Origin of the sequence: Actinobacillus porcitonsillarum (genome assembly GCF_003101015.1) — a bacterium.
GTDB lineage: Bacteria > Pseudomonadota > Gammaproteobacteria > Enterobacterales > Pasteurellaceae > Haemophilus_A > Haemophilus_A porcitonsillarum.
On sequence record NZ_CP029206.1, the window covers coordinates 979,019 to 993,431 of the forward strand.

At 39.6% G+C, this 14,413-nt stretch carries 15 protein-coding genes; 8 read left to right on the forward strand and 7 right to left on the reverse strand.

All coding sequences use genetic code 11. The features are described 5' to 3' along the window. The first annotated feature begins 40 nt into the window (after positions 1–40). From DDU33_RS04945 to DDU33_RS04955, 3 genes are all read left to right on the forward strand, one after another. Complete coding sequence (locus DDU33_RS04945) at positions 41–1,627, forward strand: carbon starvation CstA family protein (RefSeq protein WP_108923477.1); 1,587 nt, start codon at positions 41–43, stop codon at positions 1,625–1,627. A gap of 100 nt (positions 1,628–1,727) precedes the next feature. Continuing rightward, on the forward strand, positions 1,728–3,344 hold the full coding sequence (locus DDU33_RS04950; RefSeq protein WP_108923479.1) for a DNA recombination protein RmuC: 1,617 nt from the start codon (positions 1,728–1,730) through the stop codon (positions 3,342–3,344). Then, the gene (locus DDU33_RS04955; protein ID WP_108923481.1) at positions 3,334–3,918 is read left to right on the forward strand and encodes an anthranilate synthase component II; all 585 of its coding nucleotides are present in this window, start codon (positions 3,334–3,336) and stop codon (positions 3,916–3,918) included. Before DDU33_RS04950 ends, DDU33_RS04955 begins: the two co-directional genes overlap by 11 nt. Here the strand turns inward: DDU33_RS04955 and DDU33_RS04960 are convergent. The 3 genes from DDU33_RS04960 to DDU33_RS04970 all read right to left on the reverse strand — a co-directional run bounded on the left by DDU33_RS04960 (position 3,915) and on the right by DDU33_RS04970 (position 6,878). Continuing rightward, a complete protein-coding gene (locus tag DDU33_RS04960; protein WP_108923483.1) occupies positions 3,915–5,063 on the reverse strand; it encodes a 3-phenylpropionate MFS transporter in 1,149 nt (382 codons plus the stop codon). The two genes, DDU33_RS04955 and DDU33_RS04960, sit on opposite strands and share 4 nt — an antisense overlap. Beyond that, positions 5,060–5,878, reverse strand: coding sequence for a pyrroline-5-carboxylate reductase (gene proC / locus DDU33_RS04965; RefSeq protein WP_208620308.1), 819 nt, complete (start codon positions 5,876–5,878; stop codon positions 5,060–5,062). Before proC ends, DDU33_RS04960 begins: the two co-directional genes overlap by 4 nt. Before the next feature lie 79 nt (positions 5,879–5,957). After that, on the reverse strand, positions 5,958–6,878 hold the full coding sequence (locus tag DDU33_RS04970) for a hypothetical protein (protein WP_108923487.1): 921 nt from the start codon (positions 6,876–6,878) through the stop codon (positions 5,958–5,960). Positions 6,879–7,056: 178 nt separating this feature from the next. Here DDU33_RS04970 and DDU33_RS04975 point away from each other — a divergent pair, with 178 nt between their 5' ends. Further along, positions 7,057–7,269 (forward strand): HP1242/YdcH family protein, encoded by a 213-nt coding sequence (locus tag DDU33_RS04975; RefSeq protein ID WP_005820069.1) that lies wholly within the window; start codon positions 7,057–7,059, stop codon positions 7,267–7,269. Between the two features lie 69 nt (positions 7,270–7,338). On the opposite strand, the gene DDU33_RS04980 is transcribed toward DDU33_RS04975, so the two are convergent. Continuing rightward, positions 7,339–8,436 (reverse strand): porin, encoded by a 1,098-nt coding sequence (locus DDU33_RS04980; protein WP_108923489.1) that lies wholly within the window; start codon positions 8,434–8,436, stop codon positions 7,339–7,341. 165 nt (positions 8,437–8,601) lie between these two features. Here DDU33_RS04980 and lpxB point away from each other — a divergent pair, with 165 nt between their 5' ends. Together lpxB and sohB are read left to right on the forward strand one after the other, a co-directional pair. Beyond that, positions 8,602–9,777: a lipid-A-disaccharide synthase gene (gene lpxB / locus DDU33_RS04985; protein WP_108923491.1), complete on the forward strand. Its 1,176-nt coding sequence runs from the start codon at positions 8,602–8,604 to the stop codon at positions 9,775–9,777. Between the two features lie 53 nt (positions 9,778–9,830). Beyond that, positions 9,831–10,883 (forward strand): protease SohB, encoded by a 1,053-nt coding sequence (sohB, locus tag DDU33_RS04990; protein WP_108923493.1) that lies wholly within the window; start codon positions 9,831–9,833, stop codon positions 10,881–10,883. A 36-nt stretch (positions 10,884–10,919) separates the two neighbouring features. Here the strand turns inward: sohB and DDU33_RS04995 are convergent, their stop codons facing one another. The 3 genes from DDU33_RS04995 to DDU33_RS05005 all read right to left on the reverse strand — a co-directional run bounded on the left by DDU33_RS04995 (position 10,920) and on the right by DDU33_RS05005 (position 12,871). Then, positions 10,920–11,846: a LysR family transcriptional regulator gene (locus DDU33_RS04995; protein WP_005821737.1), complete on the reverse strand. Its 927-nt coding sequence runs from the start codon at positions 11,844–11,846 to the stop codon at positions 10,920–10,922. Between the two features lie 70 nt (positions 11,847–11,916). Continuing rightward, positions 11,917–12,135 carry a translation initiation factor IF-1 gene (gene infA / locus DDU33_RS05000; protein ID WP_005598198.1) on the reverse strand — a complete coding sequence of 73 codons (219 nt, stop codon included), beginning with the start codon at positions 12,133–12,135 and terminating at the stop codon, positions 11,917–11,919. Positions 12,136–12,217: 82 nt separating this feature from the next. Beyond that, positions 12,218–12,871 (reverse strand): YtjB family periplasmic protein, encoded by a 654-nt coding sequence (locus DDU33_RS05005; RefSeq protein ID WP_108925250.1) that lies wholly within the window; start codon positions 12,869–12,871, stop codon positions 12,218–12,220. A gap of 77 nt (positions 12,872–12,948) precedes the next feature. On the opposite strand from DDU33_RS05005, the gene serB reads away from it, so the two are divergent. Further along, positions 12,949–13,812 carry a phosphoserine phosphatase SerB gene (gene serB / locus DDU33_RS05010; protein ID WP_108923495.1) on the forward strand — a complete coding sequence of 288 codons (864 nt, stop codon included), beginning with the start codon at positions 12,949–12,951 and terminating at the stop codon, positions 13,810–13,812. An 11-nt stretch (positions 13,813–13,823) separates the two neighbouring features. Further along, entirely contained in the window at positions 13,824–14,315 is a 492-nt protein-coding gene (locus tag DDU33_RS05015) for a YajQ family cyclic di-GMP-binding protein (RefSeq protein WP_108923497.1), read from the forward strand. Positions 14,316–14,413: the final 98 nt, after the last annotated feature.

Consider the following 14,413-nt stretch of genomic DNA (forward strand, 5'->3'; position numbering starts at 1 on the left):
TTTTGGCTCATTTTCTATTTTTTTAAATTAGGAACTCTATATGTTGTGGTTTTTTTTCTGTGTAGCTATTCTTGTATTAGGCTACTTCATTTACGGGAAAATTATTGAAAAAATCTTCGTAATTAACCCAAAACGTCAAACACCGGCTTACGCTGTTAATGATGGCGTAGACTATATGCCAATGTCAAAAACCAAAATTTGGTTAATTCAGTTGCTCAACATTGCAGGAACCGGTCCGATTTTTGGTCCGATTCTTGGGGCATTATATGGGCCTGTCGCTATGCTTTGGATCGTGTTAGGATGTATCTTTGCCGGTGCAGTGCACGATTATTTCTGCGGTATGTTAAGTATTCGTCATGGCGGTGCAACAATGCCTTACCTTGCAGGAAAATTCTTAGGTCGTCCGGTTAAAGTCTTTATCAATACATTAGCGCTTATCTTATTACTGTTAGTTGGGGTAGTTTTCGTGGCAAGCCCGGCTCAGTTAATGGGTACAATTACCATGGATGTTCTTGGCGCTTCTCAAGGTGCATTACAATTAGGTGATGCAGAAGCTGTACATCAAGCGGTTGAAGCGGGTGGCTTAACCGTGTGGGGTATGGATAAAGCAACGGTTGTAGCAGTATGGACAGCAATTATTTTTGCATACTATATTTTAGCAACCCTATTACCTGTTGATAAAATCATTGGTCGAATTTACCCATTCTTCGGCGCACTATTGCTCTTTATGTCTGTGGGCATGGTTTATGGCTTAGTGACTTCTCACTTTAGTGCAACGGATCCAATCGAGTTTTTCCGTACAATTAACCAAGATGGTCAAGGCTTAACATGGGAGAAATTTGCACAAAACTTCCAAGTGAAAGGTGATGTACCAATGTGGCCGTTACTTTTCTTAACGATTTCTTGTGGGGCATTATCTGGTTTCCATGCAACGCAAACTCCGTTAATGGCACGTTGTGCAGAGAATGAGAGTGAAGGTCGTTTTATTTTCTATGGTGCGATGATTACTGAAGGTGTAATTGCCTTAATTTGGTGTATGGTCGGTCTTGCATTCTATGAAAGCCCTCAAGCACTTCAAGATGCCATTTCAGCAGGTTCACCATCTAAAGTGGTTTATGATAGTTCATTACACTTCTTAGGCTTTATTGGTGGTATCTTTGCTGTATTAGGGGTTGTGGTATTACCAATTACTTCTGGAGACACAGCTTTCCGTGCAGCACGTTTACAGTTAGCGGAAATTTTCCATATTGACCAACGCTCATTACCAAAACGCTTAATGATCGCTGTACCATTATTTGTGTTAGGCTTTATCGTTTCAAAAATCGACTTTAGCATACTATGGCGTTACTTCACATGGGCAAACCAAATGACTGCAATGGTTATGTTATGGACAGCTGCGGCATACCTCTATCGTTATAATAAATTCCACTGGGTATGCTCAATTCCAGCGTGGTTTATTACAACAGTGTGTGCAACCTACTTAGCTTATAACAAAATTGGTTTTGGTCTTGATTACCAACTCTCAGTTTATATTGGTTTAGCGATTACCGTTGTTTGTATCGTTCTTTTCTTTACCATGCTTAAACCTTTAGGTGAGCGTGATGAAGAGGCTTATGTGAATAGCTAAACACTATTTTCTCAATGAAGCGGAGGATTCCTCCGCTTTTTTATTTCTAAAATCATGCGTAACGTGCTAATATTTACTCATTATTTTTACAGTGTTTTTTATGATTATGTTTGAAACTTATTGGCACTATATTGTCATTGCTTTACTCTTTTTGCTTTCTTTAGTGCTTTTCTTTTTTCAATCTCGAGCGCAGCGAGATGTATTGGAATTACAACAAGATTTAGAAGAGGCTAAAAATACTTCTACTCAATTAACCCAAAAACTTGAACAGCTTTTGGCAGAAAAAAGCCAGTTAGAGCAATGGGCTATTCAATATAAAGTCCAATCGGAAAATGCTCTTGAGCGAATTCGCGAAAAAGAGAGCGAAATTGACCGCTTGCAACAAAAAATAACTTTGGCAGAGCAAGCTGAAAATCAGCTGGAAAATTACATTAGTGAGCTAAAAGAGAGAATTGGATCATCACAGGCAAAAGCGGAAGGTTTAGAAGAGCAGCTTCAAACAATGCAAAATTCGCTGATGAACAAAGAGCGAGAAACTCAATCGTTATTTCTTCAGTTAAGCCAAACACAGAATGATTTAACAGAATTACGAACAACCTTGCATGAAAAACAAGCTAATTTTGAGGCTCAGCAGCGGAATTTTATTGAAGTTAAGCAGCAACTCAATAGTGAGTTTCAGCATTTGGCACAACAAATTTTGGAAGAAAAGAGCCAACTATTTGCACAGAGTAATCAAACGTCCCTTGATGCTTTATTAAAACCGTTTAGAGAGCAAATTGAAGGTTTCCAAAAACGTGTGAATGAAGTTCATAGCGAATCGGTTAAGGGCGCGGCGAATTTAGAAGCAGAGATTAAACGCGTGCTCCAAGTCGGTTTGTCAATGTCTGAAGAAGCTCAGAATTTAGCCACGGCATTAAAAGGTAACAATAAAGTGGCAGGTAACTGGGGCGAGGTTCAATTAGAAAGTGCTTTGCAAGCGGCAGGATTATTAGCAGGTGAGCATTATGTTGCACAAGAAAGTTTCCGTAATGAAGAAGGAAAACGCTTTGCACCTGATTTTGTACTGCATCTACCGGATAATAAGCATTTAATTATTGATAGCAAAGTGTCGCTTGTTGCCTACGATAAAGCAGTTCGAGCGGAAAATATGGCGGAAATCAACCAAGCCTTTGATGAGCATTGTCGTTCACTGAGAGCCCATATTGAAGGTTTATCTAAGAAAAATTATAGTGCTTTATTGGGCGTGAAAAGTCCTGATTTTGTGTTAATGTTTGTACCGATTGAGCCTGCTTATATTGAAGCAATGAAACACGATCCAACCTTGTTTAACTTTGGTTATGAACATAATGTGATTTTGGTTTCTTATACAACGTTAATGCCTATTTTACGTACAGTTGCAAATTTATGGCGAATTGAACGAGGGAATAATGAAGCCCGTGAAATTAGTGAAAAAGCCGGTGAAATTTATAATCAAGTTTGTACCATTGCCGATCGTCTTAGTAAGTTAGGCAACACGCTCAATACTGCCAATAATCAGTATAATCAAACCGTAACGGCTTTAGTTGGGCGACAAGGTTTACTTGGTAAAGTTGAACGTTTCCAACAACTTTCTAGTAAAGCAAGCCAACTTGTTCCACAAGTGGAGCTTTTGACTAGCGATTTGGATACAGCAAAATTAGAAGTATTGGTAGAAAAGGAAATGGAACATGATGACTAAACTATTAATTATCGACAATCACGATTCCTTTACTTTTAATTTAGTCGATTTATTACGCCCAATTTGCCGTACACATCAGATTGATATGCAAATTGTGAAGGCAGAAGACGTGGAATTGGATAAAGTGGCGGAGTTTAGTCATATTTTGATTTCACCGGGGCCAGATGTACCGAGAGCTTATCCAAAGACGTTTCAAATGTTGGCGGATTACCATCAATCTAAATCGATTTTAGGCGTTTGCTTAGGTCATCAGACTATCGCCGAATTTTTCGGGGGAGAACTGTATAATTTAGCGGAGGTAAGGCATGGGCAACAACGCCCGCTTTACCAAATTCAGGATAATCCACTTTTTCATTCTCTGCCGGCTTCGTTTAACATCGGGCTTTATCATTCGTGGGCAATTTCGCAAGATTCTTTAAAAAACACACCGCTTGTTGCAACAGCGGTGTGTGATCAAAATGTCTTGATGGCGTTTAAACATCAAACTTTGCCGATTTATGGTGTTCAATTTCACCCTGAGTCTTTTATTACCGAGTATGGTAGCATGATACTAACGCATTGGCTTGTGAGCTAAAAGTTTGTTGGAAAACGCTTTGGCACAATAAAGATTGCCGGTAGCGCAAAAATTGCCATAGTTAAAAACATCCATGTTGGGCTACTTTGATAAATAATGCCGGAAAGGAATGTAAAAATGGCCATCATTGCACAGCTACCTAATCCAAAATAGAGCCCTTGCAACTTCGCGATTTTGTTTGTTTCTTGGCTAGAAATATAGCGAATCATCGCAAAATGGGCTAAGGCAAAACTCAGTGAATGAAAGAGTTGTGAGAATGCGAGTAGGCTGAAGTCTGTCGTGGTGGCAAGTAATACCCAACGTAAAGCTGTTCCAAGTGTTGAAACGAGGATTAAATACGCAAGTCGAATTCGGGTGAAAAAGCGTTTTGCGACAAAGAATAAACCAATTTCAGCAATGACGGCTAATCCCCATAACAGGCTAATAGCTTGAGTTGAAATGCCTAATGAAGACCAATAAATCGTGCTATAAGTATAGTAAGCCGCATGTGAAGCAAGGATCAAAGAAACCGCCATCAACATTCTGAATGTTGTGGGTTCTTTTAGGATTTGCCAATAGCTAAACGAAGTATTTTCTTCTTGTTTTTGAGGTTGCTGCAAGCTAATCGTTGGCGTACAAAGTTGCCCTAAGCCAAGTAAAAGAAGAAAAGCACCGCAAATCAGCACAATGGATTCTGTACCCAGCCAACCGACTAAATAGCCCGTACTAATCGAGCCAACCACAAAAGCCAGTGAACCAAACAGACGAGCTTTTCCATAATCTAATCCCACTTGCTGTTGCCAAACAGAAGCAATGCTATCTGCAATGGGCATTGCTCCTGCATTGAAGATGTGAAAAAGCATGAGCATCGGGAAGAAGAGCCAAATATTTTCAACCGTGAGAATTAGGCCGACTACAACGGCTAAATTTAACCAGGTAAGCCAACGTGCTGTCGGTAAAAATTGCGAAACTTGCTTTACCCGTTGAGAGCTTAACATGCCACCAAGAAAGCGAAATAAATAGCCAAAGGAAACCAATAAGCCAATCATTTCCGTTTCGTAACCATAATGTTTTAGCCAAACGGGTAAAAAAGGTAAAATTACGCCATAAGCACAGAAGAACCCGAAAAAATTAAAGGAAGACCATTGAAATGGGGTTAATTTCATAGCGATTTCTCCATTTCCTCCGCTCGCTGAATGGCAGCTTGCATGGCTTCATCGATAATTTTAGGGAGTTGATATTGCTCAAATACGGCGAGTGCTTGCGCTGTTGTCCCTCCTTTTGAGGTAACATTTTCTCGTAAGGTGGAAAGGGGCGTTGTTGGATTTTTTACGACTAATTTTGCCGCCCCTAGCGCAGCTTGCTGAACTAAAAAACGTGCATCATCAGCGGAGAACCCCATGGTTTCGGCAGACTGTTGCATTGCTTCCATAAAGCGGAAAAAATAGGCAGGGCTTGAACCTGTAATCGCAATAATTTGATTTATTTGCGCTTCTTGTTCCACCCAGTAGCATTTTCCTACGGCAGCCATAAGCGTTTCAGCAAATTGACAAGCGGTCGGATCGACAGATTTTTCTGCAAAAAGCCCGGTTAGCCCTTCACCAATCAAGGAAGGTGTATTTGGCATGGTTCGAATAATATGTTGAGCGTGAGGGAGAAGTTGTTTTAAGCGGGCAACAGATATACCGGCTGCAATAGAAATGATCCACTTATTAGCAAGATCGATGTCCGCAAATTCCGCACAAACTTCTGCCATCATTTGGGGTTTTACCGCTAAAATAATCACATCAGCCTGTTCTACTGCTTGACGATTGGTAAAATGGGTATGAATTCCAACCGCTTGTAATGCTTCTCGGCGAGCAACATTTGACTTATTACAGGCTATGATCTCGTTAGCATGATAACCGCTTTTCAATAACCCTTGCATGATCGCCCATGCCATATTGCCAGCCCCAATAAAAGCTAATTTTTTCTGCATGATGAATTCCCCTTTATCTCTTTAGTTATAAAAAGACCGACATTGGTGTCGGTCTCTGTGTCTGCCTGCCCGATAAAAGTCATTAACTAGAACGTTTATTCTTCGGCATTGGATCTTCAATCGGTCTAATCTCTTTTTCCGGATTTTCAGGATCTGATTTTGGTTCTGGTTGTTTCTCCATTTCTAATTTAGGAGATTCAGTATTCTCTTGTATTGCGGGTTTTGGTTCTACCCCAGTTTCTGATGTTGTTGGCACTGTTTGAGAAGGTGTTTCAATAGCTTGAACTTTATTTTCTCCAACCGTATTCCCTGATTTTTGTGTAGCGGCATCTTGGGCTGGTGTTGGTTGAGTATTTTCAACAATGGCTTTAGCTGGAACGCCGATTGCAGGATGTTCTAAAACTTTTTCAGAAAATTGTGCTTGTTTTAAAGCAAATGATTGAAAAAGATCTTCAGCAGGCTGATTCTCCTCATTATTCATTTCTGGAACGGTATAAGCAGCAATGTGAACGACTTTTTCATCGTTAATTTTTTTCACAGTAATTTTTTTGCTTAAATCTACTTTTGGATCTAACCATACAGCCACAATAGCATCATTAACGGTTTTATCAAATTCTTCAGGGATAATCTGATCATTTACGATAAAATAACCTTTATCTTCTAAAGCGATATAGCTTAGTAAGTCGCCTGATTTTAAATCCGGTAAGAGCTTTCTTAAGCGCTCAATCACTTTATTTTGTTCAGGCACTTTAATATCTAAACTTGCCCATGAACGTGCAATCGAAATCGCAAAGTCTCGTCCATCAACGGGTTTGTCATATTTGAGGCTTAACATTAAAGGGCGAGTTTGAGGCTGATATTCCCCATTTTCAGTAAATAACGTAATGTTATAAATTTTGAAAGGACCCCACGTATAATCGAGATCATTAATTTTTTCCCAATTCGCGAAGGTCGATTGGCTGAGTACAGAAAATAAAAGAGTAAAGAGAACTTTGTAACGCATTATTATTGCCTCTCAAGAAATTTGTTCGCATTATACCGTGAAAATATAAAATTTCGTAGAATGATTTTTAAGATAAAAATTTTGTGATCTAGTTCAAATTTTTGAGATATTTACCGAGCGATTTATATTAGAAGTGCTACTATGATTATGCTATCCATAACCATTAGAGGAGTATTTTATGTTTCCAGAGTATCGTGATCTTATTTCAAAATTGAAGGTAGAAGATGCTCATTTTGCTCGATTATTTGAAAGACATAATGAGTTGGATCAGAAAATTAAAAATCAAGAAGCGAATATTGAATTAGCAACACATGAGGAAATTGAAAATCTGAAAAAAGAGAAGCTTCACATTAAAGATGAGCTTTATGCTATTTTAAAACAAAAAGCGTAATGAGCTCTAGGAATCCATAAGAAAAGTGCGACATTCAAGTCGCACTTTTTGCTTTAGGCTAATGGTAGATTACCAGTAAGCACGTGCACCGATAACAGTGATGTTATCACGAACACGTTTGGTTTTTTCGCCATTTTCAAAGTGTTTTGCGTGAGTTGTTTGCCACTCAACAAAAGCTTTTAAGTATTTAGGTACGATGTAGTATTCCGTCCCTAACATAAATTGATGACGTCTTACTTTGGTATCGTTACTTCTGGCAATTGCATCTAACTTATTATCTTTGTAAGCATACATTGTATAAGCTCGCCAGTCGTCCGTAATTTTATGGAATAATACTGTACGGATTTCTTTTTCAGTGCGTTTATTACCAACTAATGTTTGGTCATTTGTTTCACGGCGTTCTAAATCTACACCAATAGTTGTTTTGTCATAGGTATAAGCTGTACCAAATGAGAATGCATTGCGATCATAAGCTGGGCGATTTGATTGCTCAAAGCGATCACGAGTAAAGCCGATACCGGTTTTTACGCTTTGTAATTCATCAATTTTATGTTTATAGATTGCTGCCGCACCCCAAACATCTTTTACGTGGTTGGTTAAATCCAAACCGTTTGAACCACGTTGGCTATGGCCAGAGTAAAATGCACCTAATTTTAAGCTTTCAATACCTTGGTAAGTATATTGAACTGCATGACGAGCCGATGCTGTTAGTAAACCATCACTTAAACTTAATGTATTCGGTAAGTCGGTTTGTTTCACTTCATCGGTTACAGTTGTCATATGACCATAGGTTAATTCACCGTATTGTTTATGACCGATACCCGCATAAAGTTGGCGGTCGTAAACGTGGTCAAAGCCGTGTTGAGAACTTGATAAATCTTGGAATCGCCATTCAACACGACCTAATGCATAGAAACCCGCACCAAGTTGTTGGTTTACTTTAAAACCAAAACGTGATCCATTATCACGTACAGCCTGGTTTACGTGATTGCGTGTTGTTGCGCCATTCACATTTGACGTTTTGTTTGCCGTGCTACGCCATTGTAAACGTGCAGAACCAGTAAATTCTACTTTTGTGCCAGTGTCTTGGCTATCGAAAACAGTAATGGCTGATGCTGAGTTTGCCACGAAAGCGGATGCTAACAGGGCTAATGTTGTTTTTTTCATTATAAGATCCCTCGAAAAGAAAAATGAGGTGGCATTCTAACTTATACAATTCTTATCAAGCAATCCTATTTTGTTCGTTTATATTGCGATTAGTTATAATAACCATATAATACGGTTTTATTTTTACCCTTATTTTTACTCTTAGAACATTGAGAGGACATTGAGATGGAACAACAATCTCCGTTAATCGCACTGGTTGCCGGCGAAGTTTCGGGCGATATTTTGGGAGCTGGCTTAATTAACGCCTTAAAGCTTCATTATCCTAATGCCCGTTTTATTGGCGTTGCTGGTGAGAGAATGCAAAAAGCCGGTTGTGAAACCTTATTTGAAATGGAAGAACTCGCCGTGATGGGGTTAGCGGAAGTGGTTAAACATCTTCCTCGCTTACTTAAACGCCGCAAGCAGGTCATAGAAACGATGCTCGCAATGAAACCGGATATTTTTATTGGCATTGATGCACCTGATTTTAATCTTACGGTAGAAGAAAAGCTCAAAGCACAAGGGATTAAAACGATCCACTATGTTAGCCCTTCGGTTTGGGCTTGGCGCCAAAATCGTATTCATAAAATTGCAAGAGCGACAAACTTAGTCTTAGCCTTTTTACCTTTTGAAAAGGCTTTCTACGACCGCTTTAATGTGCCTTGCCGTTTTATTGGGCATACGATGGCAGATGCCATTCCGCTCAAACCTAACCGAACAGAAGCCTGTAATATGTTGGGGATTGATGAGCAACAGCATTATGTCGCTATTCTAGCGGGAAGCCGTGCGAGTGAAATCCACTTTTTAGCAGAGCCATTCCTAAAAACTGCACAAATTTTGCAAGAAAAGCACCCTGATTTACAGTTTTTAGTGCCAATGGTTAATGAAAAACGGCGAGCGCAATTTGAGGCAGTGAAAGCACAAGTTGCCCCAAATCTTCAGATAAACATCATTAACGGTAATGCACGTCAAGCCATGATTGCCGCAGAGTGTACGCTACTGGCTTCAGGTACGGCGGCATTTGAAGGGATGCTTTGTAAATCACCAATGGTCGTCGGGTATAAAATGAAGCCGATGACCTACTGGCTGGCAAAAAAATTGGTTAAAACTGACTATATCTCTTTGCCAAATTTATTGGCAAATGAACCGCTTGTTCCAGAGCTTATTCAAGATGAGTGTAATCCGGAAAATTTAGCGTGGTATTTAAATCGCTATTTAAGCGATGATGCCGATAGCCAAAAGCAAAAAAATGAACTGAAACAACGTTTTACGGAGTTACATAAACTTATTCAATGTGATGCCGATAGCCAAGCCGCACAAGCAGTGGTGGAATTATTAAATCATACGCCTGAAGCGAAATAATGTGCTAACAAGCAGTTAAATTATTCTTATTTTTTACAAAAGGACATTTATCAATGTGGAAAGAAATTCTCCTTAATTATGGGATATTTTTACTCGAACTTTTAACTATCTTTGGCATTATCGCCGTTGTCGTGATGTTGATTTTAGAAGCCAAAAAGCAACCTGAAGATGGCGCGATCTCAATCACCAATTTCTCTAAAAAATACCAAGAACAACAAACTTCGCTTAATCATTTCTTTTTAAGTGAGGAAGAGCTTAAACAACAAGATAAAGCGGAAAAAGAAGCAGAGAAAGCAAAGGCGAAAGCGGAGAAAAAACGCTTAAAAGAGGGGAAAGAGAAGCCCGAAGAAGAGCAAAAGTCCCGTTTATTTGTTTTAGATTTCAATGGCGATGTTCACGCAAATGCAGTAAATGCATTACGTAAAGAAATTACCGCCCTTTTATCTATTGCTAAACCGAATGATGAAGTGTTGTTAAAATTAGAAAGCCCTGGTGGTGTGGTGCACGGCTATGGTTTAGCTGCTTCGCAATTACAGCGTTTGAAAGCCAAAAACATACCGCTTACCGTGGCGGTCGATAAAGTGGCGGCAAGTGGTGGCTATATGATGGCGTGTGTTGCCGATAAAATTGTTTCAGCACCTTTTGCAGTTATTGGATCTATCGGTGTTGTGGCTCAAGTGCCGAATATCCACCGCTTATTGAAAAAGCACGATATTGACGTAGATGTCATGACGGCAGGGGAATACAAGCGTACAGTAACCTTAGTTGGCGAAAATACCGAAAAAGGTAAACAAAAATTCCAACAAGAGTTAGAAGAAACGCACGATTTGTTTAAGCAGTTTGTTACCCAACACCGTCCTCAATTAGAGATTGACAAAATTGCAACCGGCGAGCATTGGTTTGGGCAACAAGCTTTGGCATTAAATTTAGTTGATGAAATTGCAACGAGCGATGATCTGTTAGTGAAGGCGGTTGAAGATAAAGAGATTATTGAGCTGAAATACAAGGAAAAGAAAAACTTAACTCAACGTATAGGATTACAAATGGAACAATCTGTTGAAAATCTGCTTGGGAAAATTCTTAATAAGAGAACTTCAATAATGTAAATGAAAGGCTGAAACCTACGTGGTTCAGCCTTTCTTTTATTCTAATACCATCAATCTTGGTAACGTTGCAAAACTTTGTGATTTTACGGTGGAGTGGAAATCATTGAGGTAAGCAAGATGACGATCTCCCTCTCGGAACGCACCGTAGAGATTACTATATAAGCCGTTATCGGTAATTTTCTTCGCAACCACATAGCCTCTATCTAAATAAGGTTTGACTGCCCAATAAGGCAACGTTGCAATACCTCGTTTGCTGGCGACTAACTGAATAATCGCAATGGTTAATTCGCTGGTTCGGCGTGTTGGGGTAATGCCGGCTGGGCGGAGTACTTTACGCAATAAGTCCAACATATCGTCAGGCACAGGATAAGTAATCCACGTTTCATCAATAAAATCTTCGGCTTGCCAGACATCTTTATGGGCTAAGGGATGATCTTTGGCACAAATCCCAACCATTTCATAAGAAAAAAGCGGAAGGTACTCAATCCCTTCAGTGGGTTCTGCTTCTGAAACAACCGCCCAATCTGCACGATGACTGAGTAATAGCCCCACGGTATCGGTATGGAACCCCGAGACAATGTCTAACTCAACTAAAGGCCAACTCTGGCGGAACGAATCCATTGCCGGCATTAACCAATCAAAGCAAGTATGACATTCAACCGCAATTCGCAATTCACCTAATTCGCCTTGTTTCACTCGAGCTAAGTCTAGCTCTGCTTCCACCACTTTAGGCAGGATTTCATAGGCGAGTTTTACTAAACGTTCCCCAGCCGGTGTAAAGCGTAGCGGTTGGGTTTTGCGTTCAAACAGCGTTAATTCATATTGATCTTCTAGCAACTTTAATTGATGGGAAAGTGCTGACTGTGTGAGATGAACACGTTTAGCTGCAAGTGAAACACTCCCACTTTCTTTTAAAGCTAAGAGTGTTTTGAGGTGACGGAGTTCAAGGAAAACGGGTTTCATAAAGATCTCTACCTAGATAAAAAAACTGCATCTTCGTGAAGATGCAGCCGATAAGAATGTACGTTAGAGCTTATCTCGCACGGAAGATAATACGTGCTTTACTTAAATCGTATGGTGTCATTTCTACCGTTACTTTATCGCCGGTTAAAATGCGGATATAGTTTTTACGCATTTTTCCTGAAATGTGAGCCGTAACAACGTGCCCGTTTTCTAATTCCACACGAAACATTGTGTTTGGTAAGGTTTCTAAAATCGTACCTTGCATTTCAATGCAATCTTCTTTAGCCATTGATTCCTCTTTAATTAGGGGTTATTCATAAAAATGTGCGTTATTATACTCTTATACGCTTAAATTACAATCATTTAAGCCATTACTTACGGCGGAAAATCCGGCGGCGAGAATGAAAACGCTGTGTTTGTGTTTTACTCTGAATCGTTGTTGTTTTATTTGGCGTATGAATGTGAACCACTTTACGGCGTAAGTAATAGTGAATACTGCTTGCGATCAAACCACCGACTAAAACTAGAATGATCAATTCGCCATATAATTGATTAAACAGTTGATTTACTTTGCTCTGCGTGGTTTGTCCATATTGCGCATCAAAGGTGACACGTAAAAAACCTACCAAATCTTCTTTCGCAAAAATCGGTTCAACAATTTGTTGGGTGGCATTAGGCGAATTAAAGCGTGCCTTGAATGTCATCGCATTTTGACTTTGAGCAATCAATACACCTGAAGATGAGTATAAATTGGCATCCAGTACAAAATCCTCTTTCGCAAAGCGATCTAATGTTTCAACCAAGTCTTCCGTTTTGGCATTTTTAATCAACATCAAAGAGAGAAGGTTTGCTTGCTGACGAACTAAAACGTGCGACAGGTTAGACACTTGGTTAATACTTGCTAGTTGCGAGCCTACTTTAAACTGGTTGATGCCACTTAGAATGACACTTACAACAGCAACGCTGACAGCAAGAATGCCGGCAAGTACGAGGCTTTTTGTCAATTTTTCACGAGAAATATACATAAAATCGATAAAATGATGGACAATAAACAATTCTTTCGTATTATCTCCCATAAATGACTTATTAAAAAGAGAAACCTATGGCAAACACCTTTTTTATTTATTCAAAAACCTTGAACGAAAGCCAAATCGCACAATTTAGCCAACAAACTCAGGCTAAATTATTAAAACAAGCGGTCTATTTAGGCTATCAAATTGCATTTTTTTCAGCAAATACGACCGCTTGCCAATTAAGAGAGCAAGCTAAACAGCTTGAATGTGATATTGCCGATCTAAATGTGGTGCCAACCCTTGAACAGCAAGGGCTGTTAGTGATGGATATGGATTCTACGGCGATTAAAATTGAATGTATTGATGAAATTGCCAAACTTGCTGGCACGGGGGAAATGGTTTCGGCAATTACTGCCAGCGCAATGCGCGGTGAGCTGGATTTTGAACAGAGTTTGCGTAAACGTGTTGGCACACTGGCAAATGCGCCGGAAAGTATTTTGCAAAAAGTGCGAGAAAATCTACCGCTTATGGACGGCTTTGAACAGATGGTTCAAATGCTCAAATCACATGACTGGAAATTGGCGATTGCTTCCGGTGGCTTCGATTATTTTGCCGATTATCTGAAAGAAACCTACGGTTTAGATTATGCGGTATCTAACCAACTTGAGATCGTAGAAGGAAAACTGACAGGGCAAGTGCTAGGAAAAGTCGTTGATGCACAATATAAAGCGGAAACCTTAAAATCGTTAGCCGAACGTTTTGCGATCCCATCTTCTCAATGGGGTGCGGTAGGCGATGGAGCAAATGATCTGTCGATGCTAAAAACTGCTAGCCTTGGTGTTGCCTTGCACGCAAAACCAAAAGTACAAGAACAGGCAGAATTTGTGGTAAACTTTGGGGATTTAACGGCGTTGGTTCTATTACTTAATGCCAAAACAATTTTTAATGAATAAGGGGAATAAAAATGCCATCTTTTGATATTGTTTCAGAAATTACCATGCACGAAGTGCGCAATGCAGTTGAAAATGCGAACCGTGTATTAAGCACTCGCTACGACTTCCGTGGTGTAGAAGCGGTGATTGAGCTTAATGAGAAAAATGAGAGTATTAAATTAACAACCGAGTCGGATTTCCAACTTGAGCAGTTGATTGAAATTTTAATCGGTTCTTGTGTAAAACGTGGCATCGAACACAGCTCGCTAGATATTCCGACTGAAAGTGAGCATCACGGTAAACTTTACAGCAAAGAGATCAAACTTAAACAAGGAATTGAATCAGATATGGCGAAGAAAATCACGAAGCTGATTAAAGATTCCAAAATCAAAGTGCAAACCCAAATTCAAGGGGATTCTGTGCGTGTAACGGGTAAATCTCGTGATGATTTACAAGCAACCATTCAACTGGTCAAAACAGCAGAGTTAGGACAACCGTTCCAATTCAATAACTTCCGTGATTAGTGGATATTCAAGCGGTTAATTTTAACCAGTTTTTTGCAAATTTATGTAGTAGTTGCACAAAACGACTTGTAGGGGCAAATCATATTTGCCCCCAAAAC

Bases quoted from the DNA above. Each gene is read 5' to 3' on its own strand.
- DDU33_RS04945 (WP_108923477.1), top strand. From the start codon at position 41: ATGTTGTGGTTTTTTTTCTGTGTAGCTATTCTTGTATTAGGCTACTTC.
- DDU33_RS04950 (WP_108923479.1), top strand. From the start codon at position 1,728: ATGATTATGTTTGAAACTTATTGGCACTATATTGTCATTGCTTTACTC.
- DDU33_RS04955 (WP_108923481.1), top strand. From the start codon at position 3,334: ATGATGACTAAACTATTAATTATCGACAATCACGATTCCTTTACTTTT.
- DDU33_RS04960 (WP_108923483.1), bottom strand. From the start codon at position 5,063: ATGAAATTAACCCCATTTCAATGGTCTTCCTTTAATTTTTTCGGGTTC.
- DDU33_RS04970 (WP_108923487.1), bottom strand. From the start codon at position 6,878: ATGCGTTACAAAGTTCTCTTTACTCTTTTATTTTCTGTACTCAGCCAA.
- DDU33_RS04975 (WP_005820069.1), top strand. From the start codon at position 7,057: ATGTTTCCAGAGTATCGTGATCTTATTTCAAAATTGAAGGTAGAAGAT.
- DDU33_RS04980 (WP_108923489.1), bottom strand. From the start codon at position 8,436: ATGAAAAAAACAACATTAGCCCTGTTAGCATCCGCTTTCGTGGCAAAC.
- lpxB (WP_108923491.1), top strand. From the start codon at position 8,602: ATGGAACAACAATCTCCGTTAATCGCACTGGTTGCCGGCGAAGTTTCG.
- sohB (WP_108923493.1), top strand. From the start codon at position 9,831: ATGTGGAAAGAAATTCTCCTTAATTATGGGATATTTTTACTCGAACTT.
- DDU33_RS04995 (WP_005821737.1), bottom strand. From the start codon at position 11,846: ATGAAACCCGTTTTCCTTGAACTCCGTCACCTCAAAACACTCTTAGCT.
- infA (WP_005598198.1), bottom strand. From the start codon at position 12,135: ATGGCTAAAGAAGATTGCATTGAAATGCAAGGTACGATTTTAGAAACC.
- DDU33_RS05005 (WP_108925250.1), bottom strand. From the start codon at position 12,871: ATGTATATTTCTCGTGAAAAATTGACAAAAAGCCTCGTACTTGCCGGC.
- serB (WP_108923495.1), top strand. From the start codon at position 12,949: ATGGCAAACACCTTTTTTATTTATTCAAAAACCTTGAACGAAAGCCAA.
- DDU33_RS05015 (WP_108923497.1), top strand. From the start codon at position 13,824: ATGCCATCTTTTGATATTGTTTCAGAAATTACCATGCACGAAGTGCGC.